The sequence below is a fragment of the Bdellovibrio sp. KM01 genome, from assembly GCF_013752535.1.
Classification (GTDB): domain Bacteria; phylum Bdellovibrionota; class Bdellovibrionia; order Bdellovibrionales; family Bdellovibrionaceae; genus Bdellovibrio.
Genome location: NZ_CP058348.1, coordinates 227,287 through 252,485 on the forward strand (window position 1 = coordinate 227,287; position 25,199 = coordinate 252,485).

Below are 25,199 nucleotides of genomic sequence, written 5' to 3' on the forward strand. Positions count from 1 at the left end.
ATGAAAAAAATGACTAAAATTGTACTGACTGGTGCCCCATCTTCTGGAAAAAGTTCTGCGCTGGATGCCATTGCCGTTCTCAAGCATGAGAACATAGTTTTGGTTCCGGAAAGCGCGGTCGTTTTGTTAAAAGGTGGGTTTCCAGCACCTTCCCATGACGATCTGGAACAGATCCGCAATTTTCAAAATTCAATTTTGACGGTGCAAGAGAATCTGGAAGACATTTGTATACGCAAAAACCCGCGCGCCTCTCATATGATTTTAGATCGGGCTAAATTGGATGGGGCGGCCTTTTGGCCTCCAGGTATTGAAGATTATCTTCAAAACTTTCCGGTTCGTATCGACGAAGAGTTAGCAAAGTATGATCACGTTTTATTCTTAGAACTACCCAAGAAAGAACATTTTGGCGGAGTTCATCAGTCGCGCTTTCACAACTATGAGCAAAGTTTGGAGAGCGAACGTCGCTTAGAAAAAGTATGGGGCGGTCATCCAAGTTTCACCCGTATCGCTGCCCATCAGGATTTCGACAAAAAGATTCAATCCATCATATCAACTTTAGAAAATCTGGGCGCCTTGTAAAAAGGGAGTCTGCAATGGATGTGTTAAAGAAAAACTCAAAAAGCGCTTTTGCGAAGTGAAAATGGTAGGGGGCGAGGTTATGCCCGCGATAAAACGAGCCAGTGGCTCGTTTTATTGCGGAGCAAGTGCGCGCCTGCGACTGCGAAGGCAGTCCCAGCAAGCACACTTTTTCGGCTGCCTCAATGGCAGCTGAAAAACGTCCCGACAATGCCAGCAACAGCCGCTCACCAAAACAAAGAACCTCGGCAATAAAAGTCATTACTTGCCGCTTTTGCGAAACAGGGAAGAAGAAGCAAAATACGGGGAGCGAAAATGGAAAATCGAAAATGGAGGACCACTTTCGCTTCGCAAAAGTGGTAGGGAGTGCGGAGGTTGAAATTTGTTAATGATTTCAAGCCTCTTTTTCCCGACGGACTACAAAACACTACAAGCTCTATTTTTCCACGCCCAGTTTAAGATTAACGTCCTTGGATTCGCTTTTAAGAGATTTATTCCAAAAATCCTCGATGACTCTGGCTTTTTCCCTATCTGTAGGCGCCCTGGATAGCTCTTTCTTAACTTCCGCACGGTATTCTTCAGCAATCACCAATCCAACAGTATCTCCGTTTTTCCTCGGAAGATTTGATGGAATCTTCTCAAAGCTTTTTGCAAATTGCGTCGGACTATTGGACTGTTGAATCAACTCAGATACTTGCTTTTGCGCTTCATGAATATCTATCTTTATATCTATTTTTTGGGAATTATTCTGTTCCTGCTCTTGCTTCTGCTTCTGTTCTTGAGCCTGCTTCTGGAGCTGCTGTTGAAATTGAAGCTGAATCTGCAATTGGCTCGATTTCAGATAATCGAAATAGTCTTGTGCTGGTTGTTTCGCAAAACACACCGCCAAGACTGCAGCAACTCCCTTAAGGATACTTCCAAAGCCATTTAAGACACTTCCCCAAAAATTGTTTTCCATATAAACAATAGTAAATATACAAGAAACAAGATGTCTATCGTTCACTAAGATCGGTCTGGTAACTTCAATAGTTTTCCAGATTCAACTTTATGAATATGCAGATCATCCAATACTTTGGTTGAGTCTTTAATATCGATTCCTGCCTTTCGCATATATATCATCATCGTATCCATATCCTTCCAACCTCCCATGCTCATCACTTTACTGGGAGCAACACCCTTCCCAAGCAATAATGTCGCCCAGCTCGCTCTTAGGTCATGGAACCTAATCTCAGGTAGCCCCAAGGATTTCAAAAGGAATCTAAGTTCACGAGCCTGCTCCCCCTTATCCCATTTACTCAAACGCGGCAGAACAAAGTTATTGCCTGCTGTTTGCAACTTCAGCTCAGTCAGCACTGGCATTAACGGCTTAGGAATTTCAACCAGTCGGTCATCACCGGACTTGGTCGATTTGTACCCATCTTTACTGCTCCAAGAACAATTCACCAAAATCTGCCGCTGCTCTAAGTTCACCTTGTCCCACATAAGCGCGTAAAGCTCCCCATTTCTCATTCCCGTATAAAGAGCGACGGCGTAATGAGGATACCAATGCCAATCCAACTCTTGGGCTCGTCGCAACAGAGTTAAAATTTGCTCTTCCGTTAGGACCGCTTTGATCTTGTCATTGACCTTGAACTTAATGAGCGGGGTCGGATTCCTTATTAGAATTCCTTCTTCAACCGCGTACTGAAACACGCCTTTGAGACATTTAATGAAGAACTTCCGATGAGCTTCTGCATTTTGACCAAGGCGCTCATTAAGCAGCTTGTGAATATCAGGGGTCGTAATTTGATCGACTCTTTTCGCGTCCCAAGCTGGTAAGGTATGAAGTCGCAAAACCTTTTCTCTGTTGTAGATAGTGCTTTTCATTAATTCATTCTTTTCGTCGATACTGACACAATAATCAGTTAGTAATTTATCCCACAAAGGATAGATTTTCTGATGAAAATAGTTGTTCATCTTGACCACAAGCTCGCGCTCTATCTTTTGCGCTTCAGCCTTGGACTTTAAACCAACTCGTTTATAAGTTTTCGGAACTTTTGTTATTGGGTGCCGATTACTAAAAAACGCAGTCCAAGCCTTCGTCTTTTCATCAAATTTAATTCCCATTGAAACCTCCTCTGCGATTTGCCAAAAGAAGTTGCAAAAGGTCTGATTTTAAATATCGATTTCGTCTTTGGAACTTATAGTAAGGTACTTTGCCGTTACTCGATAAATTCAAAAGTGAAGCTTTGGGTATCTTGAGATATGCCGCCGCCTCTTCTGTTGTCATCCACTCTTCAGTTTTCAAAGAACCTACATCAAGATAGTTTTTCTCTCGATGAAACGTCATCTTTATAGCTCATCTTTCATTCCCTTTCCAATTTAACGAACCCAACCCTGAAGCTAATTGCTCCAACTAATTAAAAAATACACGCTCTAAAAGTCTTAACCGCCTTTGTGAGCTAATCGTTCGACTCGTCTGATTCGATATCCTCTTTGGAGCTTTGATCCGACGCTTTCTCTTGCCAGTCCTCTAATTTTTGCTGAATCGGCGTTGTTGGCGCATCGCTTTCACGAGCCAGCTTTTTCAAAAGTTCAACTAAGCGCATAGACCTCCCTTCGGTCTTTGAGTGAAAAGTCCTTTTCATTTTTGCTCTTACTCAAGAAACATTTTTTGAACCTCGACAAAATTCTATAAAACTTTATTCCAATTCGATTTCACCCTTTTCACCTTGCACATATCCTGTTGAAATTATTTGATTACTCGATGTGAAAGCTTGGGTGAAAAGTTAAACGTCACTCATCTCCTTTTTTATCTTAAAGTGATAAAAGACGTTTCGTTGACCGCCATTGCTTTCAGTGATGTCGAAAAACTCTTTCAAGTTAGGTCGTAAATGTGACATCCGTTGAGCGAAAGCGGGTCCTCGTCCTGAAAATTCAAACTTTTGCCCCGTTGTTTTTGCAAATTCAGAAAGCGCCTCGCACAGTTGGACGTTCGTGACTCTGTTATTGGGATTTTTTTGCACCCAGCGATAAAGAAAAATAAAGAGGGAGTTATCCTCAAGAGCAAATTGCGATTGTTCGGCAGAAATCTTTTTGAAAATCTCTTCGATCTTATTTCCTATTCCGGCGTGACGTCCTAGCTTCGTCGCAAAGCTGCTGAAATCGGCCATTCTGAACGATCCGATGTCGTCCTCATCCTTAGCCTGAGCGAGGGCAATAAGGCCTTCTTGTGCGAACTCAATGAGTTCCGACATCAATCGGTCTCGATTTTCAGAAATTTCACGAATTAGTCTATTTTCACCTTTGAATTTATTTTGACGTTCGACCTTCAAAGGCAATACTCGGTCTGCCACGTCGTCACGGCGAAAATGCGGATCACGAGCCGTAATCATCAAATGGCATTGAATGGTCGCCTCCATAAATTCATTCGTAGTGTAGAGCTTTCTTTTTTTAGTAGTTCCTCCGGTCGCCGCGATAGCGAGACGGTCATCCAGCCACGGATTCTTTGTGTCAGCATTATCCAAAACGATAAGAGAGTTGTTTGTTACGATAGCATCAAAGTCGCTGGCTTCTTTTGGGATTGGAGTCACGTTGCTTTTAACTCCATGAATAATTTGAAGTACACGGCGGGCGGCACTAGTTTTGCCGGAGCCTTTGACACCGATAAATGCGAGTATGACCTTCGTGGGGAATAGCTCGGGGAAAAACAGCGTCAGAATCCATATCAAAAAAAGCGTTTTTGCTTCACTTGGATGCAGTCCCTTGTTGGAAAATTTGACCTGCGACAAGATTTTTTCATCCCATAAAGAGCCCCGCCATGAGGGCTTCTCAAAAATGAATTTGTCATAAACTTTATTAGGTAGAAATAGAACCCCATCGACTCCATTTTCACAGAGTTCAATTTGATCTTGAGAGATTCGATAAACCTGATTCGAGAAGTTCGAGAGATAAATGCGGTTTGTCTTATCGTCGTAGTGTGAGAACGGGTAAACCGTTACTCGTCGCGCCGTTTTCGCAGCGGTCGTCTCAAGTTCTGAATAGATATATTTATAAATAATTTCAGAGGCGTTGATTTTATATCGAGACATCAAGATTTTATAATCTTGGTCCTCGGCATCTATTTTAACTAAGTTCTTGTCTGTCTTTGAAAATAAATAGGCTAATTGACCGTCATATAAAAGCTCTCCTCGGTCTTTCAAATCAGCTATCAAGAGTTCAAACGCATTTGAGTTAATCTCAAAGTCTTTTCTTTTGTCAGAGGACCCCTGTTTTTGACGAGATAAAAAGACCTCTTCAGCAACTCGTTCGACATTGCGCGGGCAAAAGCGAGAGTTTTGAATAAGTGATTTTATTTTTTCGATAGTCGCCATGTCATCGCCGGACTTTACAATAAAGCTATCGAGGTCACTGTCTGGCTCAGGCGTCGTAAAAGCATAGATACTCATTTTCTCTTGAGCTTTTTCGACAAGCACTTCACCTGCACGATTAAGGTCGTTGTCATAGGCAATATAAGGAGTTCGGCAGATTTTTTTGAGTGTTTCAGTGTCGGCGCTATTAACGCCGCCAACTGCCGCTACAAATGCGTATGAGAACTGTTTGCCTAAGACTTCGGATGCTCTTGCAAGGCATGATTGAAACTGAAGTTGATTAAACTCCCCCTCAACGACAATAAGATGTTTATTTAACTGCTTGTGTCTCTCGTCTTCATACGGCTCAAAAAGTTGATGACCGAAAAGTCCCATGACTTGAGTCGGTTTATAAAGTGTAATTTCTTTCGTAAAGGGCTCACGAAACTTTATCGCCACAACACGATGAAACTCGTCACAATAAGCGAATGTGATCGCCCCATGGCGAGGGGACAACCGTTTTCCAACCAAAACACGCTTGAACTTTTCTTTAGCGTCCTTAAGACGTTCGACTTGATGGCTCAATACCTTTTTCTTTGATTCAGCGGTTTTGTCAGTGCCTATGATCTTATGAAGTTCAGACTCAATTTCTGCGATGATTGGATCAAACTTCTCATCTAGGTTATAATTACGAGGGATAGCGCCCAATAAAGACGCCTTGACGACGCTCGGATGAATTTTCCGCTCATCGACAAGATAGCTCCAAGCCGTCCCGCTCTTTTTACCTTCTTGCTTTATCAAGCACTCGTGAAAGTCTTGTAATATAGATTCGTGAATCTTAAAAAGGCTTTGTTTTTGCGTCGGGCATGAGTTCGCTTGATTTATATAGAGACCACATGAAGGCGAAAAACATTTCCCCAAAGCATCGTCTTTCGTAATCGAAAAATGAGGACCGTTGCAGAACGGGCAAGGTCCTTTCTTGCCCGCTCTTGCTTCAATGCCGTGACTCTCTGATAAAAATTCGATGACGCTAAAAGAGGCCATGTTAAACCTTCTTTCTGCTTCGTTGAACAATCGCAATGATTTTTGCTTCAAGGCCACGGTCGGGACTTAGAATTTTAAGAAGTCTTGAACGAATAAACGGCCACTTTTTATCAGAGCCGATCTCTTGCTCAAATAGATCCATGATAAGCCCTCTATAAAAGCAGAAAGTCTCCGTAATCTGCTTCTGAGTCTCTTCTTCGTGTTGTGTATCTCGCATTACTACCCCCATGTTTGGAGGCCGAAAAAAATGAAAGGAGCAATTCCAATCCATCAAATCCCGGCCAAATAAAAAACCAAACGCAGGATAATGAGTGAAAGTTATGGGGATCTGGCTACGCCAATAATAAATTTATTTCGCCAAGCGTCTGACTTCTGAAAGAATGTCACTAATGCGCTGATAGCCGACGGTATATCGCTCATCATTTAGGTTATAAATGATCTCTTCATCTTCCATTGAAACACTTTCGATTTGTATTTCAGATGATGTCTTTATTTGAAAGCTCTTACTGCTAATACTCTTTTTAAATAGGTTAAGGATGTCGCTTCGTTTCGCTTTTGGATTATGTCGAACAATATCCGCAATAAGTTTTTTTAATTCTCCAAACTTTCCTTGGCGAACTTTTCCACCCTTCGCAGCTCTCTTTTTCTGTGCGTGCCTTAATATAAACGGAATTCCTAGAAAATGAATTTTCTCTTTCAATGAAAGTCCAAGTCGAAACATCCTTTGAGGATTACGACATTTTAGAGAGATATGTGCGATTGTCGCGATCTGAGCATAGGTATATGCATCTAGGCCCCGTACTCTTCTATTTTCGGTAATCATTTGATCATTACAAAATCCAACATGTGATGTGAACATCACATCATTGGAACCAGGCATGAATTTTAGGTGCTTGACCAGTTTTTTCCAGGCCAATGGATCGTAACCAAGTTCGGACAGTTCATTTTCGGCCATCTGAATTTGATTTTGCAAATACGCAATAAATGGCGAGTCTCTTTTCTTCCCATCCCGTCCAGTCATATAATTTTATTAACCGACTTTCTTCTCAGCAGCTTTCATCTCAGTTGGGTAGTCCTTCTTAGCTTGCTCATAGGCTTCTTTAAGAGAAGCCTCGATAATTTCAACTCGCTTCAAATTGAGAGCCATTGCGAGTGTCTCTAATTGCCTAACTGTTTCTTCTGAAAAGCGAAAGGACATTGGGGTGGGGCGAAGCTGTCGAGTTGGTTTCTTTTTTAAAGCCATATGGAACAGATTAGATACGAGGCACTACTATGGCAATACAAATATAATACACCGTATTGACATCAAGCGTTAGGCGTGAGACTCTGCGTGTCGAGGTGTTAATGAAAGCTCTGATTTACGCTCGCGTTTCAACGAGCCACCATAATCAAAATCCCCAAGTTCAAATTGCTGAACTTAAACGGGCCTGTGAGGGGCGAGGTTGGGCCATACATGAGGAAATCATCGATCATGGCTATAGTGGGTCCACTGACAACCGCCCAGGCTTAAGACGCCTTATGGCTCTTGTTCGTGCGAAAGAAGTCGATGTCGTTGTGGTCGTAAAAATGGACAGACTTTTTAGAAGTCTAAAACACTTGGTATCCACCCTGGAAGATTTTGAGAAGATCGGCGTTAAATTTGTAGCCCTCAAAGACAACGTGGATTATTCCACCCCATCGGGACGCTTCTTTGTTCAAATCCTTGGAAGCCTTGGGGAGTTTGAGCGTTCTTTACTCCGCGAGCGCACCATGATGGGTCTTGAGCACGCTAGAACCAAAGGCAAGAAATTCGGTCGCCCTCGCATTCACAACGACACCGAGATTCGGCGATTGCATCAAGAGGGAAAGACCTATCGACAAATTCAAAACGCGACGGGTGCGCCCATGGGTACGATTTCACGAGCAATCAAGAGTGCTCGCAAATCCCAGTTGGAAAATGCCCTAACGGATCAAAATAGGGCTGCACGCAATACGACCGTTTTGCGTGCGGGCGAGATCAAAATTGATCTATTCGATGAGAACGGCAATAAGGACAAATTGTCCGGCAAGGTGGATTCATGACCGACGATAAGGACAGTTCATTAAGAGATATAGAGTTCGCTCCGAAGTTAAGCAGGACTATGAATTTAAAACAGCAATTGAAATACTATCTTAAAGATCGAGGTATAACGGCTTCCCAGCTTTCAAAGAAAGCATCCGTTCCGAAGCAGTCATTGAGTGGATGGCTTGCAGGCTCTAATCCTCGCGACGTTAGGCAGATTAAGCGTGTCGCTGATGTATTGGGAATTTCCATAGATCATCTAATGTTTGGCAGCGGTCCAGAAAAGGGACAAGAGAAAGTTGCCCCACTAGATTCTCTTATCGGCGAGGAATGGTTCGGCGGTTTATTTGAAGTTCGTCTTCGTCGGGTTAAAAAATGAACACTACAGAATCAATCGTTGAGGGGTATTTCAGGCAATTTCGCGGCTGCCTTACTATTGCCGATGTAAAAGTGCCTAAGGGTTTTGGTCGGCAACTTGATTTACTGGCATTCAACGCAAAAACTGGCGACCAATATCATATAGAAATTTGCGTCAAGCATGATCTCTCATTTTGCCTAAATCCCAAGGAGACCCGACAGCTACTACAACAGAAATTCTTTGGAGCGGAAAAAAGTTTAAGCAATAAGGTATATCTAGAGGCAATTAAGAATACCTACAAGGCCTATGGGTTCGATTTTCAAAAAGTCATTAGGGTGTGGTCAACCTGGGTTATCCATGACTCACAGGAGCCGGAGAAAGACGTTAAAGCTGAATTTAGTAGATTGGCAATTAAGCATGGAATCAAAAGGCCAAGATTTGAACTGCTGTTATTTAGAGACAGACTTCTTCCTGAGCTTTTCAGCTCGATTGGGACGCAAAATTACTCAGACTTCAATTTGCGTGCAATAAGCCTCGTCGCTATGGCTGAGAAACAAACTAAGAAAAGAGATGGGCGGATAAAATGAAAGTAGCAACCTTTCTATTTTTTTCTATATTTGTATGTCAAGTATTTGCGGTGGAAGTTCCCGCAGCGGAGGACGCCGCAGAAACAGATGCTGCTAGTGATATCTGTGATGTTTCAGAACGGATTTTTTCCGCTCAGAAGGAAATTCACGAAGAAAAGAAAATTGGCAAAGCTTCGGGAGCACAGAACTTAACTGCCTTGAATGATGCCGGACGAAAACTCGTTAGAAATCAGAAAGAGGCTAAGAAGCTGGTCTCGGCGTATGAGAAAAAATACGCCCGTAAATTCGATCTCACTAGATGTACATTTCTAGACCAAGTCGATAGTGATGATTTGAGTGAAATGCAAAAAGAAGCAAAACCAAAAAAATAGCTATCCAATATTGCGCGATGGCTTTCGGATAATTTTTGTACTACTGGCAGTCACCTCTAATGCTCTATCAAGCTGATCAATTCGCGCTGCGCGCTGCTCGGCATTCATTATATCGTAGCCGAAAAGTTTCTTGTTAGTTTCGTTGTGTAGATCCTGAACTTGTTCACGGCTCAAAGAGTTGATGTCGATATACCCAGCGTTTACATTTAGCTGCTCAATGGCTTTGCGCTTCGGATAGACGTAAGACATTAGATCGACGAGAACGTCAGCTTGTTTCTCTGGGGAGAGAGATGGAAGCAGCTCCATGAGCTTCTCGGGAATGCAAAAATCCTTGGCGTCTAAAATTTCATTTAGAAGCTGAGTCTTTTTGTTGGGAGTGCCTTTTTGCCGACCTCCAGTTTTTATTGATCCTTCAACTTTCGGCATGTTCCTACTTTATTCTACCTTAGAATATCTTATCCATCTTAGTAAGGCTCTATGTATTACATAGTATATTATATTTTATAATAAATTATCGACAATAAATAGTATTGGACAATTAATTATAAAACAGAATATCTTTACAAGAAATGAAAGTTAAAAAGCCTAAAACTCAGATGATTGAACGTTTGAAAGAGAGAGCCCTTCTGGCCGAGAAGGCAAATATCACTTTCCGAGTTTCGACGGACATTTCAAGAAAATTTAAGGCTAAGTGTAAAAAGGACGGCTTTAGCGCCGGTATGGTTATTGAAGAGTTGATGAGAGATTATGCCGAGATGACTTCGAAAGCGGAGAATGAATGATTCATCAGTTTACAGGACGCATAGAAAATAACCTGGCGGGCCTGAGTGATCTCGCAAAACTAGAAGCAACGACTCGAGGTCTATTTCTGGATCAACTCACCATTGATTTTTCTTATGCCAATTGGTTTGAAGCCAATCTTTGTGCGGCTTTAGGAGCTATTTTAAATAGAACTTCAGCAAACCTAAACACAGTCAAACTTGAGAACATTCCGTCTGGGATTGAGTCCATCTTCAAAAAGAATGGTTTTTTAAGTCATTTTGGCGGCGAAACTAGGCCTGATTACTACGGCACTACAATTACCTACAGCAGTTTTGGCCGAGGGGATGTTAAGGCGTTTCATGCCTATTTACAGTCGCAGCTTTTGGGTAGATCAGATCTACCCAAAATGACAGATCTATTGAAAAGAGAAATCGCCAGGAGTATTTTAGAAATATTCGTAAATGCAATAACGCACGGAAATTGCTCTCAGGTATTTGCATGCGGACAGTTCTTTCCCTCGAAACAACGAATTGATTTTTCTATCGTAAATCTGGGTACGACAATACAGCAAAATGTATCAAATTTTCTTCGTTCAAACTTAACAGCTGCGGAAGCCATCCAATGGGCTTTACAAGAAGGCAATACTACCAGGACGGGACCAATTCCAGGCGGCCTAGGACTAAGCATATTAAAGCAGTTTCTGAAATTAAATCAGGGGCGGGCTCATATATATTCAGGAGGCGGATGCTGGACACAGAGCGGTGCGTTAGAAGCTTTTGCTGATTCAGCAAATGACTTTGGGGGCACCATGGTCGTTGTGGAATTTAACTTGAGTGATAGCACAAGCTATCGACTCTCTACGGAATGACAGATTTAGTTGTTTTAAATAAAAGGGGCCACAGATGAGCACTCAACTTAAAATTAATGTTTATGAGATAGTGGGAGGCGATTCGGCTATTGCAGTCGAAGATGGCGAAGCACTATTCTCCAGAATAAAAAATGCCATCTCTAACGGGGTTGACACAGAGGTCAATTTTGCGAATGTAAACTTGATAGTTTCGAGTTTTCTCAACGCTGGCATCGGTCAGCTATATGGAGAGTTCGATGAGATCCTTTTGAAATCCAAGCTAAAGGTTACGGGTTTATCTGAAGACGATCAGGAATTGCTGGTTAAGGTAATTAAACGAGCAAAAGAGTATTTCGCGAAAAAGGAGACCTTTAATAAAGTTATAAAGGAAAATCTTGGCGATGATACATGATATTCAAAACTATAAGCCAAGTGAGAACGATAAATTTTTAGTGGATACAAACATCTGGCTTTTTTTGCACTGTCCAATAGGAAATCATCGGCAAAATGTAATCGCAAAATACTCCAAGTTTTATAAAGATATCGTCATCGCGAAGTCAAAAATTTTGATTTCATCGTCGGTCGCATGCGAATTTATGAATCGCTATGTAAAGTTAGATTACGATCTTCAAAAATCAACTAATAGCGCAATACAAGAGTACAAACGAACATATCGCCCCACGGCGGAATATAAATCGACCGTAAAACAAGCGGCAGCGGCGCTAAATAATAAAATCCTCCCTTCGTGCCAAAAGATCCATGATAATTTCGATGCTATTTCAATGGTGAATATATTTAATCATATGGAGCATGTTGACGTAAGCGACAGCTACATGTTTGAGTTGGTCAACAATCAAGGAATAAAAATTCTGACAGACGATGCAGACTTTGGGGTCTTCAAAGACAAGTGCGACATATATACATCCAATCGCAAACTGTTAGCGATGTAAGTTCGCGAAGTTAATTTTTCTTCAAATCTACAACTTTGTTGGCCTTATTTGTCGTTGCAATCAAGATGCTCTCTATTTTTAGCAAAACTTGACTTTATTTAGAGGCTTTCATTGAGTACGCTGTTATATAACACGAGGATTTGGAAAATGACTGAAGGACAGCAAGATATCTATATAGAATTCGAAGATTCTACCGACTCATTTGAAACATGGATTAATAAAGACTTTGTTCCTGAAGACCTGAAATCTCAATTGAGCCAAGCCAACGTCCTTATTATTCCCGAAGAGCAGGTTCGTAATATTTCTGGCCCAGTATTTCCAAAAGGTACAGAATTTCTTTGGCGGCGTTTTGAGAGGAATGACGTTCAGAACTTGAAAGTCGAAATTTGCATTGGCAACGAATATGAAGAGTATGCGTTCCATGGAGTTGATCTGATCCTAATTGCGGGATTTGTTGTGCAAAATATCGTGGCTCCTGTAGTTGCAATGATGGTTTATGATTATATCAAAGGAAGAATGAAGAAGGACGAGGACTCTAATGCCGAAGTCCGCTTTGAAATGACCGTCGTCCTCCCCGACAAAACTAGCAAGAAAATAAAATACAAGGGACCTGCGAGTAAATTCGACAAACTCATAGACGCCGTGAAACAGGTAAGTTCGGAGAATCAGAGGGACAGGGTTGAGATTTCAACTTTGGATAAGAAATGAGCTTGGAGGCAGTTAAGGCATTATTACGCGACGTCGAGAACAACTGGGAAAATCGGAATACAGATAATATTTTCGAATTGTTGAAGGTCGCAAAGCAGGAGGCCGTAAGATGCGGCGACCAGGAAAAAGCCAAATACATTTGGTGTCTAGAGCAGACTACAAAAACGCAGGATATGTTTATTCATGCGTTTAAAGAGAATAAACAAGGCAAGTTTTATAATGGATGGTGCTCCCTTGAGCGTGTCGAAGGACTGGCTGCAATGCTGGGTAGACATTTGCCAAGTCCTTTGATGGACGATTTTAAAATACATTTTATAAACACTCATACTCAGAGGTTCCAATCTATCTATCCATATGGAATCTTTATCAGTCCTGAGTTCGTTAAACAAAAAATTTACTGTAGTATTTGTGACGCTCGAATTTCCCCAAGGAGCCACTGTGGCCATGATCCTGGAGAAATATATGATGGTGAAATGTGTGGACGTATTATTAAAAGCGCAGAAGTCGCTGCCCTAGCGATGGTGAAAAACCCCGTTCAAAAGTATTCAGTTCCATTTATGACAAACCCGAAAACAAAAGAAACAGAAGATCAGTACAACTATGGGGTTGTTAAATATTTAGTTCGAGCTTTAGCCTCTCCATTTCACGAATGGGATATAACGAAAGAGACGAGACGACATCCTCATTCGAGATTTAAGGATGTCGGTCGAAATGGCAAGTGCCCCTGCGAGTCTGGAAAGAAATATAAGCTCTGTTGCCTCCCTACCGAAGGAGTGCTTCGTCCCCATATCCAATTTCACTTTTCTGTTGAACCTCCTGCGGAGGTTATCAAGCGTGAATATATTTAGCTAAATATAGATGAACACACAGAGCCACTTACTTTATTTTTTTACCAAAAGCTCTTTCGTTGCGCTGGATAACTTTGCAATTGCATCTTTGTTTGCATTTAGAAGATGAACGAAACTTTCTAACGTTTCCCTTACAGCCTTAGCCTTTTGAAGACATTCTTCATCTGTTAACGAGTGAATTCCTTCGCTGAGGACCCTATAAAGAATTCCCATAGGATTCGTACCTCCTGGTTTCAAGTGTGAAGGAATCACCTGGCTAATCAGCTCAATTTTATTCTTTGCATAGTGGCTATCTTTAATTTCTCTAAACCCACTCCTGAAAGCCTCAATATTTTCAGACTCTACATGGAATTCTATTTCGCTTAAAAGCCTCTCAATTTCTAGCTCCACAATTCTTCGATAGTAGCTAAAGGCCGCAATACCATAAGATTGAGATTCACAAACAAGCCCCTTTTTAAAAAGATCTACATACTCGCCTAAAAATATATTGATTTCTTGAGAGGGTTTTATGGTTATAGCCGGATACTGTCCTACTTTCTGGACTTTCGCTCCATCACTCGAAAACTTCAGCATGAAGTTCATTTGAAATGAATCACATCCTTTACACTCATAATTAATCTTTAGGGAGATGTCTTTGTAAATATCCTGCAAAGAAGTTCCTGCTCTTCCAGCTGATCGTTGCATCCACGAAGCTTCATCGAAATCAGCAAAGGCAAATGTTTGGTCCGATTTGCAGTTGGGGCAATTCTTGACTACAGATGGCGAATATTTAAACGTATCCGGTCGAGAAAATCTTGTAAGGGCAAACCATTTATAAAGGGGATAACTTTCCAAAAATTCTTTGTCCAACATTGCACTTCTTCTGTAATCATCTGGTCCTGGAACTTTGATCATAATTTCACTCCACGGTTAGACTCTTATAAACAAAAATAAAGTTTATCAATCGTAATTCATTCATCATTTGTAGCGTTTTGAAAACCTGTAGCGCGCGAACGCTACAAACAGACTGCAAATGCAGTTATTTCGAGTGATTTCGGGTGATATTTAAAAATTGGGACCTGTCGCAACTTCCGACTTAATTATTTGATTTTATTTATGAACTTCTAAAAACACAAAAACCGCCAAGAAGGCGGTTGATGATGGTAGGGGGCGAGGGACTTGAACCCCCGATCCCAGTGTTATGAGCACCGTGCTTTAACCAACTAAGCTAGCCCCCCACTTAAGGAAATTTGAAACTATCAAACTCCTGGGGGATTGGCAAAAGCGCGGCGCATTAGTCTTAATGAGTGGGGCGATCTTCGTGTTTGGTCGAATCTGCATGCAACGGATGGGGTTCCACATGACCGTGGGCGCCCACTGTGCCGATAATTATTTCCGGGGTGGTCATGCCCACGTGGCTAAAGTGGGTTTTGCGAAACTCGGCGGCCAAATGAATAGATTCTCGAAGTCCGATTTCGTCACGAAAAACACAAACTCCGACACCTTGGCCGTCAGGGGTGGTAATCCAATTATAGGAAATGAATCCCTCCATTTGTTCCAAAAGAGGAATGAACATTTCTTGAAGCTTTTCGTTGATCTCTGGAATATATGCGGGGCTGAAACGATAAGTGCGTACTGAAGCAAACACAAGCCACCTCCAATCTTTAATTCCATTGTAAGCGGAAGCCGTTGTGTAGATTCGCGGTCAATGCTTGCCTAAAAACACATTCTGAAAACTACAAAACGCAAAAAATCTGGGGAGCTGGTGTTTATAGCACTTAAACTCTGAATAAGGTGGGGTATCGAGTTCGGTACTTGTTGTCGGTTCAATAACTGCCAGTGCTACAGAGCTCATCAATGAAGTCATAATCATAGCCTTAGATATTTCATATCCAACCTCGACCGATTCATAAATGCCGTTGACCTGAGCGGTCCAGTTTATAAACTAGAGGAATGAAAAAACATCTAGTGACGGCTTTATTTGCAGTAGTTTCTGGTTTCATGCTTCAAGCGTGCTCACCCGCGGGTTCTTTGATTTCTCACCAAAGAGATGCAGATTTTTATAACCAATTCGTAAATTCTTCAGCTGATTGGCAACAGGTTGAAAACAAGATTGATGAACTTAAAGTGATGCAAACGGGTTCCGAGTATCCGATGCGCTACGTATTCTTTGATAACGGCAAATTTTATTATCAGGTTGATAAGTTGGGAACGGGCGAAGGTGTTTGGTCCACTCAAAAGGGCGCTTTGATTGCAACAGCTCAGCGCACGATCTTTGCGATGGAGCTTGCGATTTCAGCAGCCAGCGACAAAGGTAACGAGACATTGGTGCGTTTTTATGATCGTCACGGATTAAATTCGATCAACATTAAATTGCGCGATCCACAAGTAATCAAAGCTCAGGGCAAAGTGCCGACCGAGCTCAGAAAATTCACTCGTTCAGAAAAGAACATCTAAAAGAGAAAAAGGGAGCCGAGAGCTCCCTTTTTTTATTCCCAAATTGAAATTTAGAAAACTATTTACAGCTGTAGCTGACGCTTTTTTGCAGATCGTATCCGCTCAGGAAACCTTTGCGAACAGAGTGATCCAGGATCAGCAGGCTTGCGTTTGGCCAAAATGTAGAAGTGACTTTGCTGTCACCAGTTACAGTGCTGTATTTAGCGTGAAGACCAACGATTTGAACTGTCTTAGTTGTCGCTGAGTTGATTACCACAGAGTCTTCAATAGTTTGGTAAAGATATTGGTTATCGGAAACTTTTGCGACCACGAAGCAAACTGGTTTTGCGTCAGCTTGCTCGGGTGTGCACTCGAAAGTGCTTACAGCGTCAGAATTATTTGGAAGAGTCGTTGTTGCTACATCTGCACAAGTTGCAGCATTTGCACTTGCGATAACTAGAACCAAAAGAACAAAGAAAATACCTACGGGTTTCATAAATCCTACTTAAGAGTTTCGCACTCTGTTTTAACGATATCGTACCAATTGTCTGAATTTTTCTTGAACACAGTGATGCATTTGAAAGTGGGCGCCACACCTTTAACTTTGTAGTTACCACGAGCCATCGTGATGATCGCCAGATCGTAACCTGCAACTTGTGTGAATTTTTGATCCATGGAAAGGATGCTTTCATCAATACCAAGTGTTTCAAGAACACTTTCAGTCGTCATGAATGAGATCTCTTTCATTGCTCCTGCAGAAGCGAAAGATGAGCTTAGGATAAGCGCAGCTGCGATGAAAAATGCCTTCATTAATACCTCCCAAAATGTGTGAGGGGTATTTACTGAATTTGCGGTCATTTGGGGAGTCTAGAGTGGCGAACCTGTCAATTTTACGTGGGAATTAGAGATCTGTTACGCACACAAAACGATCGTAAGGAGGATGCTCTGCTGGAACACTCGTCACTGGATCCACCAAAATCAGGTTAAAATGGCGCCCCTCTTGGGATAGGAAGGCCTTATATTCGTTAAAAGGAGAATCGACGGCAAATTTGCCCTTATTAGCAGAGGAAATCTCCCTCCAGCCATAGTCCATGGAATCGCTGTATCCAGAGCTGGTCGTCAGACGGCTGCGAGAGGCCGATTTATCATGAAGCTCCACGGAATACCGAAAAAAGAAGCCTTGCTCATATGCACGCCCATGGCAGCGAAAGCTCATCTCTGTCGCCAGAGATGGTAGGGCTGATAAAGAAACGACCGCTGCAAGCAATGTTGAAATGTACTTCATTACTTAAGCTTGGAGCGGTCTTAATGGCTAGGCAAGAGATTTCATATCGATCACAAAGCGATATTTAACATCGCTTTTAATCATGCGTTCATAGGCGACGTTGATTTGTTCAATTGGAATCATCTCAATGTCGGAAACGATGTTGTGCTTGGCACAGAAATCCAACATCTCTTGAGTTTCCTGGATCCCACCAATCAAAGAACCACCCAATTTTCTGCGACCCATGATCAATGCACCTGCAGCCAATGTCGGGGGAGTATCTGGTAATCCCACCAGCACCATATTGCCGTCACGACGAAGCAAGCTTAAGTAAAGATTGTAATCGTGGGGAGCCGACACTGTATCTAAGATGAAATCAAAAGTTCCCATGTGGGCACGCATTTGCGCCATGTCTTTAGAGATAATCACTTCGTGTGCACCCAGGCGTTTAGCATCTTCCACTTTCGAAGCTGAAGTGGTGAATACAGTAACATTTGCTCCCATCGCATTGGCGAATTTCACACCCATGTGACCCAAACCACCTAAACCCACGATACCAACCTTTTGGCCTTTTGAGACTTTCCAGTGGCGAAGGGGAGAATAAGTAGTGATGCCTGCGCACAGTAACGGAGCTGTTGCCGCCAAACTTAAATTTTTGGGAATGCTTAAACAAAATTCCTCGCGGGTGACGATGGAGTTCGAATAACCACCAAATGTGGGGGAACCGTCCTTTTCTTTACTGTTATATGTTCCAACAAAACCTCTTTCGCAGAACTGCTCCAAGCCTTCTTTGCAAGAAGCACAGTCTAAACATGAATCGACCATGCAGCCGACGCCGGCCAAATCACCGACTTTGAATTTTTTGACTTTTGAACCGACGGCAATAACGTTGCCGACTATTTCGTGACCTGGAACCATGGGGAAGCTTCCGCGACCCCATTCATCGCGCACCTGGTGAACATCAGAGTGGCAAACGCCGCAATAATGAATTTCAATGTGAACATCATTATCGCGAAGTTCGCGGCGCTCAAAACTGAACGGAGCCAGAGGTGCTTTTGCAGACGGGGCTGCATACGCTTTTGCTTTAATCATGAAGATTCTCCTGATTGTGAGTTACCGAAAATGATAGCGAACTCATGGAAAATGAACAGTGAAATTTCTGAAAGCCTGTGGCATACTACGGAGTATGAAAATTCAGGTGAGTCATATTCTTGTTCAGCATTCTTATGAAGCCGAAGATATTTTGCGTGCACTGAAAGATGGCAAAGACTTTGCCGAACTTGCACGCAAGTTTTCGAAATGCTCATCTGCAGCAGATGGTGGCAATTTAGGAGTATTCTCAGAAGGAAAACTGGACCCCGATTTCGAGGAAACTGCGTTTTCTTTGAAAGTAGGACAAACCACGACTAAACCAATTCGTACGCGCTTTGGTTATCACATCATACGCAGAACTGCATAGTTCGCAGACAGTTTTCGACAAATGACTGGTAAGCGCATTTACGAGTAATAAAAAATTAAATTTTAAATGTGAGCGCTCCGATGGGGAAATACAACCACGGAGGATTTTGCAATGTATGTACCTCGCTCACTTTATCCCATCGGGATTTTCGCTTTGGCCCTGGCATTGAATGCCTGCGGACCAGGTAACAGCAACCTTGCATCAGTTGATGAGACTGGTGACGAAACAGCATCGATTGTCGATCCCGGCACTGGCGGCACAGATAATTCAGAATCGACAAATACAGGCTCGGGTGGTTCGACAGTTCAACCCGTAACTTCACAAAAGCTTTTGTTGAATCAAGCGATGAGTGTTCGTTATGAAAGTAACAGCATTCTTGAAAATAAAGCGGAACTACCTGCAGGTACACAGATCGAAGTTCCGCAAGACTATCAAATGAAGAATTTGGACTATCGTGATTCCAACGGCAAGATTGTAAGATCCAGCACGGGATTCATTTATCCAATTAAAATCGTTTCTGTTCCCACTGCTTCTGCTTCGCAGTTTCCACAAAGTAAAATCGATACTTTGAATAAAACTTCGGGCGGACTTTTCATCTTTGCTTCGATCGTGGGAAATCTGCAGGGTGTTGAAGGTAATTTCGCAGTCGTCACGCCAGCTGCAGCTGGCGCTGGATTTCTGACCAATTATAATACTTCGGGAAAACCAAAGTTCAGCTATACGACATCTTCGACAAAACGTTTTCCGAAAATAAACAAGGGTGTGGACCCGGCCTCACTAAGTGCTGCTGATCGCGCGAAATGGTCCGCGATTTATAGCGAACTTAAAAAAGCAGTGAATCGCACGGTTGAAACACCGAAGTCTTATTTGATGATTGAATCCGCCACAGCGAAACAAGCATCTTTGGATTATGAAAGCACGGGCAAGGTCGCCTTAAATGGTGCCTGGTCCATCGCGGTTCAACAAACGGCGGTTCGCCACGGATTTTCGAACGTGCCTTGTGCTGAATTTCAATCGGAACTTGTTCGTGAGGCCTATCAACGAGCGGGTTATCGCGTGAGTGATGATTTTAATACGAGCAAAGGTAATAAACTGATCTGGTCAAGTACAGCGGCTGTTGTGAACTTTTCGATGGCTCTTTACAAAGCCGGTTGGATTGCTTGGGATGGAACGAAGTACAAGCCAATGACGGGTGCCATCTTGATGAACGGATCAGGTATTTCTCCGGGGCACACTTATATCTCTGGCAGTGATGATGGTATGATCATCGTCGATAATGGTGCACCCCAGGGCCGTGATTTAAGAAAAACATCCCAGTCGATCATCGAAATGATGTTTCAAACGGGCGTGTTCTTTTTGCCTCCAGGAATCAACCCGCCAACTTGGTAGTTTTTGGCGAGTACAGTGTTAGAATATTTCCTAAAAGGCAAAGTGCGACTCCCGTGATGATATAGGGAGTCCACTTAAAGTCTTCATACATACTTGAAAGGGTCAGCGCGATGACCGGAGAAATAACTCCGGAGTAGGCCGCTCTTTCAGCCCCAATTCGTCCCGCTAAAGACAAGTAAGCGCCAAAAGCAAAGACCGATCCAAATAAAGAAAGATAAAGCAAAGAACTTAGATATTTAGTGGTCAATGGAATTGCAAAGCTATGCTGCAAAACCAATCCGACCAGTAAAGTGAAGGCACTTCCATACAGCATACCCCAGGTGTTTGAAACCACCACGGGAACGGCTTTGCGATAGGATTTTTGTGACAACATATTACCCGCAGATGCCGATAGCGTTGCAATCAGTCCAATGACCAAGCCCATGATGGTGCGCTCGTTGGCGTGCAAACCTAAAATCTCATTGATAAAGATTAAAAGGATGCCCACTCCGCCAAGCACGGATCCCGCAATTACTTTAGGAGTTATAGGTTTTTTAAAGAACAATCTCATGCCGATCATGTTGTAAGGGACGATAACTGTAAAACAGATCGCAGCTATACCCGAACTCACCATGGTTTCAGACCAATAAACCAACATGTAATTCACCGAGAACATAAATATGCCCATGGTCAGGAAGGTGAGATGGTCCGATTTCCCATAGGACAGTTTCTTTTTGGTTATCAGGCAATAACTTAAAAGCATGAATGCCCCTAAAGTAAAACGCCAGAAAACGGAGGCGATCGGGGAGGCCGAATCAACTTGAAAAGTGATTACCAGCCACGTGGAGCCCCAGATGAGAGTGCATATTGCATATAGAAGGAAATTCATGGAATCACAGTCGGTGAGGTCTCAGCTTAAGTCAAGAAATGGGACTTCCGGGTCCACCTTGTTGCGTATTCCTGCAACCATTAGTATTCTTCATATATTGGCAAAGGACGGTTGTTAGTGAAGAAGATTGTTTTTGCACTTATCACATTGATGGTAATGACGGTGTCAGCGGCACCTTTGAAAATGAAAGCGGCTCCTTATAAAAAAGGACCGGATTTTTATCGTGGTGTTGTATATTTTCATTACGATATTAAAGGCAAAAAAGAAAAAGAATCTTTGCACATTCAGCAAGACATCATTCGTGTGAATGCAGAACCGGTACAAAAAAAGAACTGGAAAAAAGGCGAGCCTGCAATGAAGGTTCTATTGAAGCTTGAGAAATCGTCGTCGGCAAAATGCACGGCCGGCAGTTACTCATTGCGGGTGGCTAAGGGCGAGCAAAAAAGCCAGGTGGAAAAAGGCTGCGTAGGTACGCCACGATTTAAACAGCTTCAGCAGGCATTTGCGATTTTAAAAGACCTGGTGCCGAAGCAATACGATAAGAATCTAAATCCTCTTTAGAATGAAAAAGAAAAAGCCCTGGTCTCCCAGGGCTTTTTTTATGACCGGGACTAGTCTTCGTCCTCGTCGTCATAATCCTCATCATCATCTTCGTCATCATCGTCGTCGTCTTCATCATCTTCGTCCTCATCTTCATCGTCGACATCATCGCTCGATTCGATGCGAACCAACCAACCCTCTTCGTAAGGGTCTTCCATGATAAGAGACGGATCGTCGATCACCGAAGTGTTCACTTCGATAACAGTCCCATCAACCGGAGAATAAATATCCAAAGGACCGTCGCTGGTTTCGATAGATCCGATCACAGTTTCAGTATCCACTTCCTCTTGTTCAGCAGGAAGGTCCACAGTGCTGATAGATTCGAAATCCTCAAGTCCATCTTCGTTGATACCAATTGTGATCACGCCATCTTCTTGGCGGTACCACAAGTAGCCCATATAATTTCTTACGTCATCTGATGCCATTTAATCTCCAGGAAAAAAACTATTAACAATCGTAGTACAAGTGGAACTCGTAAGGAACTGGTCTTTGCTGTACTGGACGAACTTCTTTGTCGATTTTGTACTGCACCCAAGTTTCAATCAAGTCGTCACTGAAAACATCGCCTTTTTTCAAGAAGCTGCAATTTTTCATCAAATTAGCCAGGGATTCTTCTAAAGTTCCCGGAACTGATGGGATTAAAGCGGCTTCTTGTGGTGGCAAGCCATAGATATCTTTATCTAGTGGGTCGCCTGGATTGATCTTATTAATGATACCATCCAAGCCGGCCATCAAAATAGCTGCCTCTGCCAAGTAAATGTTCGCAGTTGGATCTGGTGTACGGAATTCAATACGTTTTGCCTTAGGGTTTGGCCCAGAATTTGGAATACGCATTGCCGCCGAACGGTTTTTAAAGCTGTAAGCCAATTTCGTTGGAGCCTCAAAGCCTGGAACCAGGCGTTTGTAAGAGTTTGTCGTCGGATTGATGATGCCGCACAAAGCTGGAGCATGTTTCAATACGCCACCGATATAGTGAAGTGCCATTTCAGACAAGCCTGCGTATTTGTTGCCTGCAAAAAGATTTTTACCGTCTTTCCACAAAGACATGTGGATGTGCATTCCAGAACCGTTGTCACCGAAGATTGGTTTCGGCATGAAAGTCGCTGTTTTTCCATGGCGCATACAAACGTTCTTCACGATGTATTTGAACCACATCATTTTATCGCCCATGTTCAAGGCTGTGTCGTATTGGAAGTTGATTTCGCATTGACCAGCAGAAGCTACTTCGTGGTGATGGCGTTCTACGCGCATGCCACAAAGTTCCATCTCTGCGCAAATTTCAGAGCGGATATCTTGCAAGGTATCTGTTGGAAGTGCTGGGAAATATCCTTCTTTAGAGCGGATTTTGTATCCAAGATTGCCGCCGCCTTCATCGCGACCTGTGTTCCATACGGCTTCATTGCTGTCGACAGTATAGAATGCAGAGTTCGAAGTTTGTTCAAAGCGAACGTCATCAAAGATAAAGAATTCAGCTTCAGGTCCGAAGTAAGCTGTATCAGCAATGCCCGTTGACTGCATGTAGGCGATCGCTTTTTTAACGATCTGACGTGGGTCACGATCATATGGTTGAAGAGTCTCTGGCAAGCAAACATCGCAAATCAATGACAATGTCGGCATTTCCATGAATGGATCCATCATCGCTGTTTTAGCATCAGGTCTGATAATCATGTCAGACTCTTCGATACCCTTCCAGCCACGAATCGAGCTTCCATCAAAGCCAAATCCATTTTCAAAAGATTCTTCTTCAAGCTGGTGAAGAGGAATTGTTAAGTGTTGCCAAGTTCCGATCATGTCACAGAACTTGAGGTCTACCATTTTCGCGCCTTTTTCGTGGGCGAATTTTAAAGCTTCCTTCGCAGTCATTTTGCGTCTCCCTTGCAAAAATCAAAAATCAAAAATCTGAAATCTAAACAAAAAAATAGCCGTAGTATTTGCTATGGCTAAAGTGCTTCCTCATTTTTTTCACCCGTACGAATTCTTAGGGCGGATTCAACTGGCAATACAAAGATTTTCCCATCACCGATTTTACCGGTATGAGCAGTTTTGCGAATTGCTTCGACAGCGCTATCGACTAAAGCGGCGGGCAATACGACTTCCAGTTTTATCTTGGGAAGAAAATCAACGACGTATTCGGCACCTTTATATACTTCAGTGCGCCCTTTTTGGCGCCCAAACCCACGAACTTCGGAGACAGTGATACCTTCAATTCCAACTTCGGAGAGAGCATCGACGACGTCGTCGAGCTTGAAGGGTTTTATGATAGCCTCTATTTTTTTCATGGATCCTGTTGTTACCTAAAGATGTCTAATTTCGTTGAAACCAAGAATAACAAAGGGTTGGAAGAATGCAAAAAGGACTCAAGCAATTTTATAATTTTAATTTTCTAATAACGCGAAACGATAAGCGTTTCTAGGTTGAGCACTCTAGTTGTTTTTGGTACACAGCCCGTCCGCGTGTAGTTTTACTAGGCGCGTTTTGGATCGGAAAATCACTATTGTTGTCAGACCGGGGGGATTATGACTGCAACACGTTTTTTCGTATATGGATCATTGACCGAGGGGATGGTTCATTACTCAAAAATTCAGAACTTCGTGGAATCATTAAGCTTTGCCAGAATTAAGGCAACAGCATATCGTTTAAAAGTTGGCTTCCCAGCGCTTGTTAAAGGCGGCTCGGACCTGGTGCCAGGGCAGTTGGTGGAGTTAAAGGCCTCTGATTTGCTGATCAATTTGTTAGACGAATTTTATGGTTTTAACAGATTGGACTCGGACAAGAGTCTTTACTCCAGAGAAGAAGTTGATGTGTACATCGAAGGCTCTTCTGAGCCGGTGAAGGCTTGGACCTACTTCTTAAATCCACTTAAGCTTCCAGTGAATGCGTCGGTTATTACCGGTGGCGACTGGAAAAAATCAATCGAAGATCAACCTTTGATGACATCTAAGTTGACTGAAAAACAAGCAACTTATATTCAACGCCTGGGTCGTTCTTCAGGTCGGGAGATCGTACCTATTGATTTGACGCTTTATCGTGAACTGATGAACCTTGAGTTGATCGTCGATAAGGGTCGCAGATTGGCTCTATCTAAATTGGGCCAAGAGGTATTTAAACATCTTGGATAATTCGAAAAAAATCTTCCGCATCGTTTTGATTGAGCCTGAAATCCCACAAAACACAGGGAACATCGGGCGAACATGTGTAGCTACGAACTGTGAGTTACATCTGGTGGGTAAGATGGGCTTCGAAATCAATGATACAAATCTAAAACGCGCGGGGCTGGATTACTGGCCCCATCTGACTTGGCATCGTCATGCTACGTTTGAAGACTGGTGGAAGCTGGTAGAGGATCCGTCGCGCGCTTGGTTCTTTACGACAAAAACAAAACGTACATACTTTGAGCCACAATATCAGACTGGTGATTGGTTGGTGTTCGGTAAAGAAACCAAAGGTTTGGATCCAGATCTTTTGGCGAAATTTCCGAATCAAACAGTGACGATTCCGATGATCGGCGAGGGTGCGCGCAGTTTGAATCTTGCAACAAGCGTTGCTATCGCAGCCTATGAAGGCGTCAGACAAAGTCGTTACACCTAAGAACTCAAAGAGTATTTTGCGCGCGCAATATGGTAATTAAAATCCATTAATGCAAGTAAGGTGATTTCATTTTTTTATTATTATTTTTCGCTCTATGCCCACTGTGTTGGTCCTTAGTCTGGGTTTACGAATTTCCGAGTGATCTCGCGTCAATGACGCGCCGATAAAAAGCCCCCTTGCCTTGCAGGCCTCCTCG

General features: G+C 42.7%; 36 protein-coding genes and 1 tRNA gene. 18 read left to right on the top strand and 19 right to left on the bottom strand.

Going from position 1 to position 25,199, the window contains the following annotated elements:
- Together HW988_RS01125 and HW988_RS01130 are read left to right on the top strand one after the other, a co-directional pair.
- Complete coding sequence (locus HW988_RS01125; protein WP_181605859.1) at positions 1-579, top strand: AAA family ATPase; 579 nt, start codon at positions 1-3, stop codon at positions 577-579.
- 101 nt (positions 580-680) lie between these two features.
- Entirely contained in the window at positions 681-965 is a 285-nt protein-coding gene (locus HW988_RS01130; RefSeq protein WP_181605860.1) for a hypothetical protein, read from the top strand.
- Between the two features lie 47 nt (positions 966-1,012).
- Here HW988_RS01130 and HW988_RS01135 read toward each other — a convergent pair whose 3' ends face one another.
- The 7 genes from HW988_RS01135 to HW988_RS01165 form a co-directional block, all read right to left on the bottom strand.
- Entirely contained in the window at positions 1,013-1,534 is a 522-nt protein-coding gene (locus HW988_RS01135) for a hypothetical protein (RefSeq protein ID WP_181605861.1), read from the bottom strand.
- Positions 1,535-1,578: 44 nt separating this feature from the next.
- Entirely contained in the window at positions 1,579-2,682 is a 1,104-nt protein-coding gene (locus HW988_RS01140) for a tyrosine-type recombinase/integrase (RefSeq protein ID WP_181605862.1), read from the bottom strand.
- Complete coding sequence (locus HW988_RS01145) at positions 2,672-2,905, bottom strand: helix-turn-helix domain-containing protein (RefSeq protein ID WP_181605863.1); 234 nt, start codon at positions 2,903-2,905, stop codon at positions 2,672-2,674. Before HW988_RS01145 ends, HW988_RS01140 begins: the two co-directional genes overlap by 11 nt.
- A 112-nt stretch (positions 2,906-3,017) precedes the next feature.
- Complete coding sequence (locus HW988_RS01150; RefSeq protein ID WP_181605864.1) at positions 3,018-3,164, bottom strand: hypothetical protein; 147 nt, start codon at positions 3,162-3,164, stop codon at positions 3,018-3,020.
- Positions 3,165-3,344: 180 nt separating this feature from the next.
- Positions 3,345-5,948: a toprim domain-containing protein gene (locus HW988_RS01155; protein WP_181605865.1), complete on the bottom strand. Its 2,604-nt coding sequence runs from the start codon at positions 5,946-5,948 to the stop codon at positions 3,345-3,347.
- Between the two features lies 1 nt (position 5,949).
- Positions 5,950-6,165 carry a hypothetical protein gene (locus HW988_RS01160; RefSeq protein ID WP_181605866.1) on the bottom strand — a complete coding sequence of 72 codons (216 nt, stop codon included), beginning with the start codon at positions 6,163-6,165 and terminating at the stop codon, positions 5,950-5,952.
- A 132-nt stretch (positions 6,166-6,297) separates the two neighbouring features.
- Entirely contained in the window at positions 6,298-6,969 is a 672-nt protein-coding gene (locus tag HW988_RS01165) for a hypothetical protein (RefSeq protein ID WP_181605867.1), read from the bottom strand.
- Positions 6,970-7,292: 323 nt separating this feature from the next.
- Here HW988_RS01165 and HW988_RS01175 point away from each other — a divergent pair, with 323 nt between their 5' ends.
- From HW988_RS01175 to HW988_RS01190, 4 genes are read left to right on the top strand one after another with little or no spacing between them, the layout of a single operon-like run.
- Positions 7,293-8,009 carry a recombinase family protein gene (locus HW988_RS01175; protein WP_181605869.1) on the top strand — a complete coding sequence of 239 codons (717 nt, stop codon included), beginning with the start codon at positions 7,293-7,295 and terminating at the stop codon, positions 8,007-8,009.
- Complete coding sequence (locus HW988_RS01180; RefSeq protein ID WP_181605870.1) at positions 8,006-8,368, top strand: helix-turn-helix domain-containing protein; 363 nt, start codon at positions 8,006-8,008, stop codon at positions 8,366-8,368. The genes HW988_RS01175 and HW988_RS01180 overlap by 4 nt, the downstream gene beginning before the upstream one ends.
- Positions 8,365-8,934, top strand: a complete 570-nt coding sequence (locus HW988_RS01185; RefSeq protein WP_181605871.1) for a hypothetical protein — start codon at positions 8,365-8,367, stop codon at positions 8,932-8,934. The genes HW988_RS01180 and HW988_RS01185 overlap by 4 nt, the downstream gene beginning before the upstream one ends.
- Positions 8,931-9,305, top strand: coding sequence for a hypothetical protein (locus HW988_RS01190; protein ID WP_181605872.1), 375 nt, complete (start codon positions 8,931-8,933; stop codon positions 9,303-9,305). The genes HW988_RS01185 and HW988_RS01190 overlap by 4 nt, the downstream gene beginning before the upstream one ends.
- Here HW988_RS01190 and HW988_RS01195 read toward each other — a convergent pair whose 3' ends face one another.
- Positions 9,306-9,731 (bottom strand): hypothetical protein, encoded by a 426-nt coding sequence (locus HW988_RS01195; protein WP_181605873.1) that lies wholly within the window; start codon positions 9,729-9,731, stop codon positions 9,306-9,308. It abuts the gene before it with no gap.
- A 143-nt stretch (positions 9,732-9,874) separates the two neighbouring features.
- Between HW988_RS01195 and HW988_RS01200 the strand changes: the two genes are divergently transcribed.
- From HW988_RS01200 to HW988_RS01225, 6 genes are all read left to right on the top strand, one after another.
- Positions 9,875-10,087 carry a hypothetical protein gene (locus tag HW988_RS01200; RefSeq protein WP_181605874.1) on the top strand — a complete coding sequence of 71 codons (213 nt, stop codon included), beginning with the start codon at positions 9,875-9,877 and terminating at the stop codon, positions 10,085-10,087.
- The gene (locus HW988_RS01205) at positions 10,084-10,935 is read left to right on the top strand and encodes an ATP-binding protein (protein WP_181605875.1); all 852 of its coding nucleotides are present in this window, start codon (positions 10,084-10,086) and stop codon (positions 10,933-10,935) included. The genes HW988_RS01200 and HW988_RS01205 overlap by 4 nt, the downstream gene beginning before the upstream one ends.
- Positions 10,936-10,969: 34 nt before the next feature.
- Positions 10,970-11,326, top strand: coding sequence for an STAS-like domain-containing protein (locus tag HW988_RS01210; RefSeq protein ID WP_181605876.1), 357 nt, complete (start codon positions 10,970-10,972; stop codon positions 11,324-11,326).
- Entirely contained in the window at positions 11,316-11,864 is a 549-nt protein-coding gene (locus HW988_RS01215) for a hypothetical protein (protein WP_181605877.1), read from the top strand. The genes HW988_RS01210 and HW988_RS01215 overlap by 11 nt, the downstream gene beginning before the upstream one ends.
- Positions 11,865-12,011: 147 nt before the next feature.
- Positions 12,012-12,572 carry a hypothetical protein gene (locus HW988_RS01220; RefSeq protein WP_181605878.1) on the top strand — a complete coding sequence of 187 codons (561 nt, stop codon included), beginning with the start codon at positions 12,012-12,014 and terminating at the stop codon, positions 12,570-12,572.
- The gene (locus HW988_RS01225; protein ID WP_181605879.1) at positions 12,569-13,420 is read left to right on the top strand and encodes an SEC-C metal-binding domain-containing protein; all 852 of its coding nucleotides are present in this window, start codon (positions 12,569-12,571) and stop codon (positions 13,418-13,420) included. Before HW988_RS01220 ends, HW988_RS01225 begins: the two co-directional genes overlap by 4 nt.
- Positions 13,421-13,453: 33 nt before the next feature.
- Here the strand turns inward: HW988_RS01225 and HW988_RS01230 are convergent, their stop codons facing one another.
- The 3 genes from HW988_RS01230 to HW988_RS01240 all read right to left on the bottom strand — a co-directional run bounded on the left by HW988_RS01230 (position 13,454) and on the right by HW988_RS01240 (position 15,047).
- Positions 13,454-14,314, bottom strand: coding sequence for a hypothetical protein (locus HW988_RS01230; RefSeq protein WP_181605880.1), 861 nt, complete (start codon positions 14,312-14,314; stop codon positions 13,454-13,456).
- A gap of 246 nt (positions 14,315-14,560) precedes the next feature.
- Positions 14,561-14,637: transfer RNA gene (locus tag HW988_RS01235), tRNA-Met, on the bottom strand.
- 62 nt (positions 14,638-14,699) lie between these two features.
- Positions 14,700-15,047, bottom strand: coding sequence for a hypothetical protein (locus tag HW988_RS01240; RefSeq protein WP_181605881.1), 348 nt, complete (start codon positions 15,045-15,047; stop codon positions 14,700-14,702).
- A 305-nt stretch (positions 15,048-15,352) separates the two neighbouring features.
- On the opposite strand from HW988_RS01240, the gene HW988_RS01245 reads away from it, so the two are divergent.
- Complete coding sequence (locus tag HW988_RS01245; protein ID WP_255490143.1) at positions 15,353-15,856, top strand: transposase; 504 nt, start codon at positions 15,353-15,355, stop codon at positions 15,854-15,856.
- A 58-nt stretch (positions 15,857-15,914) separates the two neighbouring features.
- Here HW988_RS01245 and HW988_RS01250 read toward each other — a convergent pair whose 3' ends face one another.
- The 4 genes from HW988_RS01250 to HW988_RS01265 all read right to left on the bottom strand — a co-directional run bounded on the left by HW988_RS01250 (position 15,915) and on the right by HW988_RS01265 (position 18,191).
- Positions 15,915-16,331 carry a hypothetical protein gene (locus HW988_RS01250; RefSeq protein WP_181605882.1) on the bottom strand — a complete coding sequence of 139 codons (417 nt, stop codon included), beginning with the start codon at positions 16,329-16,331 and terminating at the stop codon, positions 15,915-15,917.
- A gap of 5 nt (positions 16,332-16,336) precedes the next feature.
- Positions 16,337-16,645, bottom strand: a complete 309-nt coding sequence (locus HW988_RS01255) for a hypothetical protein (RefSeq protein ID WP_181605883.1) — start codon at positions 16,643-16,645, stop codon at positions 16,337-16,339.
- Between the two features lie 91 nt (positions 16,646-16,736).
- Complete coding sequence (locus tag HW988_RS01260) at positions 16,737-17,120, bottom strand: hypothetical protein (protein ID WP_181605884.1); 384 nt, start codon at positions 17,118-17,120, stop codon at positions 16,737-16,739.
- Positions 17,121-17,147: 27 nt separating this feature from the next.
- A complete protein-coding gene (locus HW988_RS01265) occupies positions 17,148-18,191 on the bottom strand; it encodes an NAD(P)-dependent alcohol dehydrogenase (protein WP_220128782.1) in 1,044 nt (347 codons plus the stop codon).
- 94 nt (positions 18,192-18,285) lie between these two features.
- Between HW988_RS01265 and HW988_RS01270 the strand changes: the two genes are divergently transcribed.
- Both HW988_RS01270 and HW988_RS01275 read left to right on the top strand, forming a co-directional pair.
- Complete coding sequence (locus HW988_RS01270) at positions 18,286-18,558, top strand: peptidylprolyl isomerase (protein WP_181605885.1); 273 nt, start codon at positions 18,286-18,288, stop codon at positions 18,556-18,558.
- Between the two features lie 111 nt (positions 18,559-18,669).
- On the top strand, positions 18,670-19,947 hold the full coding sequence (locus tag HW988_RS01275) for a hypothetical protein (RefSeq protein ID WP_181605886.1): 1,278 nt from the start codon (positions 18,670-18,672) through the stop codon (positions 19,945-19,947).
- Here the strand turns inward: HW988_RS01275 and HW988_RS01280 are convergent.
- Positions 19,928-20,815, bottom strand: coding sequence for a DMT family transporter (locus HW988_RS01280; protein WP_181605887.1), 888 nt, complete (start codon positions 20,813-20,815; stop codon positions 19,928-19,930). The genes HW988_RS01275 and HW988_RS01280 overlap by 20 nt on opposite strands.
- 117 nt (positions 20,816-20,932) lie before the next feature.
- On the opposite strand from HW988_RS01280, the gene HW988_RS01285 reads away from it, so the two are divergent.
- On the top strand, positions 20,933-21,376 hold the full coding sequence (locus HW988_RS01285; RefSeq protein WP_181605888.1) for a hypothetical protein: 444 nt from the start codon (positions 20,933-20,935) through the stop codon (positions 21,374-21,376).
- Between the two features lie 50 nt (positions 21,377-21,426).
- Here the strand turns inward: HW988_RS01285 and HW988_RS01290 are convergent, their stop codons facing one another.
- The 3 genes from HW988_RS01290 to HW988_RS01300 form a co-directional block, all read right to left on the bottom strand.
- Positions 21,427-21,840: a glycine cleavage system protein H gene (locus tag HW988_RS01290; protein WP_246845792.1), complete on the bottom strand. Its 414-nt coding sequence runs from the start codon at positions 21,838-21,840 to the stop codon at positions 21,427-21,429.
- A 22-nt stretch (positions 21,841-21,862) separates the two neighbouring features.
- The gene (glnA, locus tag HW988_RS01295; protein WP_142698652.1) at positions 21,863-23,278 is read right to left on the bottom strand and encodes a type I glutamate--ammonia ligase; all 1,416 of its coding nucleotides are present in this window, start codon (positions 23,276-23,278) and stop codon (positions 21,863-21,865) included.
- A gap of 77 nt (positions 23,279-23,355) precedes the next feature.
- Entirely contained in the window at positions 23,356-23,694 is a 339-nt protein-coding gene (locus tag HW988_RS01300) for a P-II family nitrogen regulator (RefSeq protein ID WP_142698653.1), read from the bottom strand.
- 237 nt (positions 23,695-23,931) lie between these two features.
- Between HW988_RS01300 and HW988_RS01305 the strand changes: the two genes are divergently transcribed.
- Positions 23,932-24,534 carry a gamma-glutamylcyclotransferase gene (locus tag HW988_RS01305; RefSeq protein ID WP_255490144.1) on the top strand — a complete coding sequence of 201 codons (603 nt, stop codon included), beginning with the start codon at positions 23,932-23,934 and terminating at the stop codon, positions 24,532-24,534.
- A complete protein-coding gene (locus HW988_RS01310; protein WP_181605889.1) occupies positions 24,527-25,003 on the top strand; it encodes a tRNA (cytidine(34)-2'-O)-methyltransferase in 477 nt (158 codons plus the stop codon). The genes HW988_RS01305 and HW988_RS01310 overlap by 8 nt, the downstream gene beginning before the upstream one ends.
- Positions 25,004-25,199: the final 196 nt, after the last annotated feature.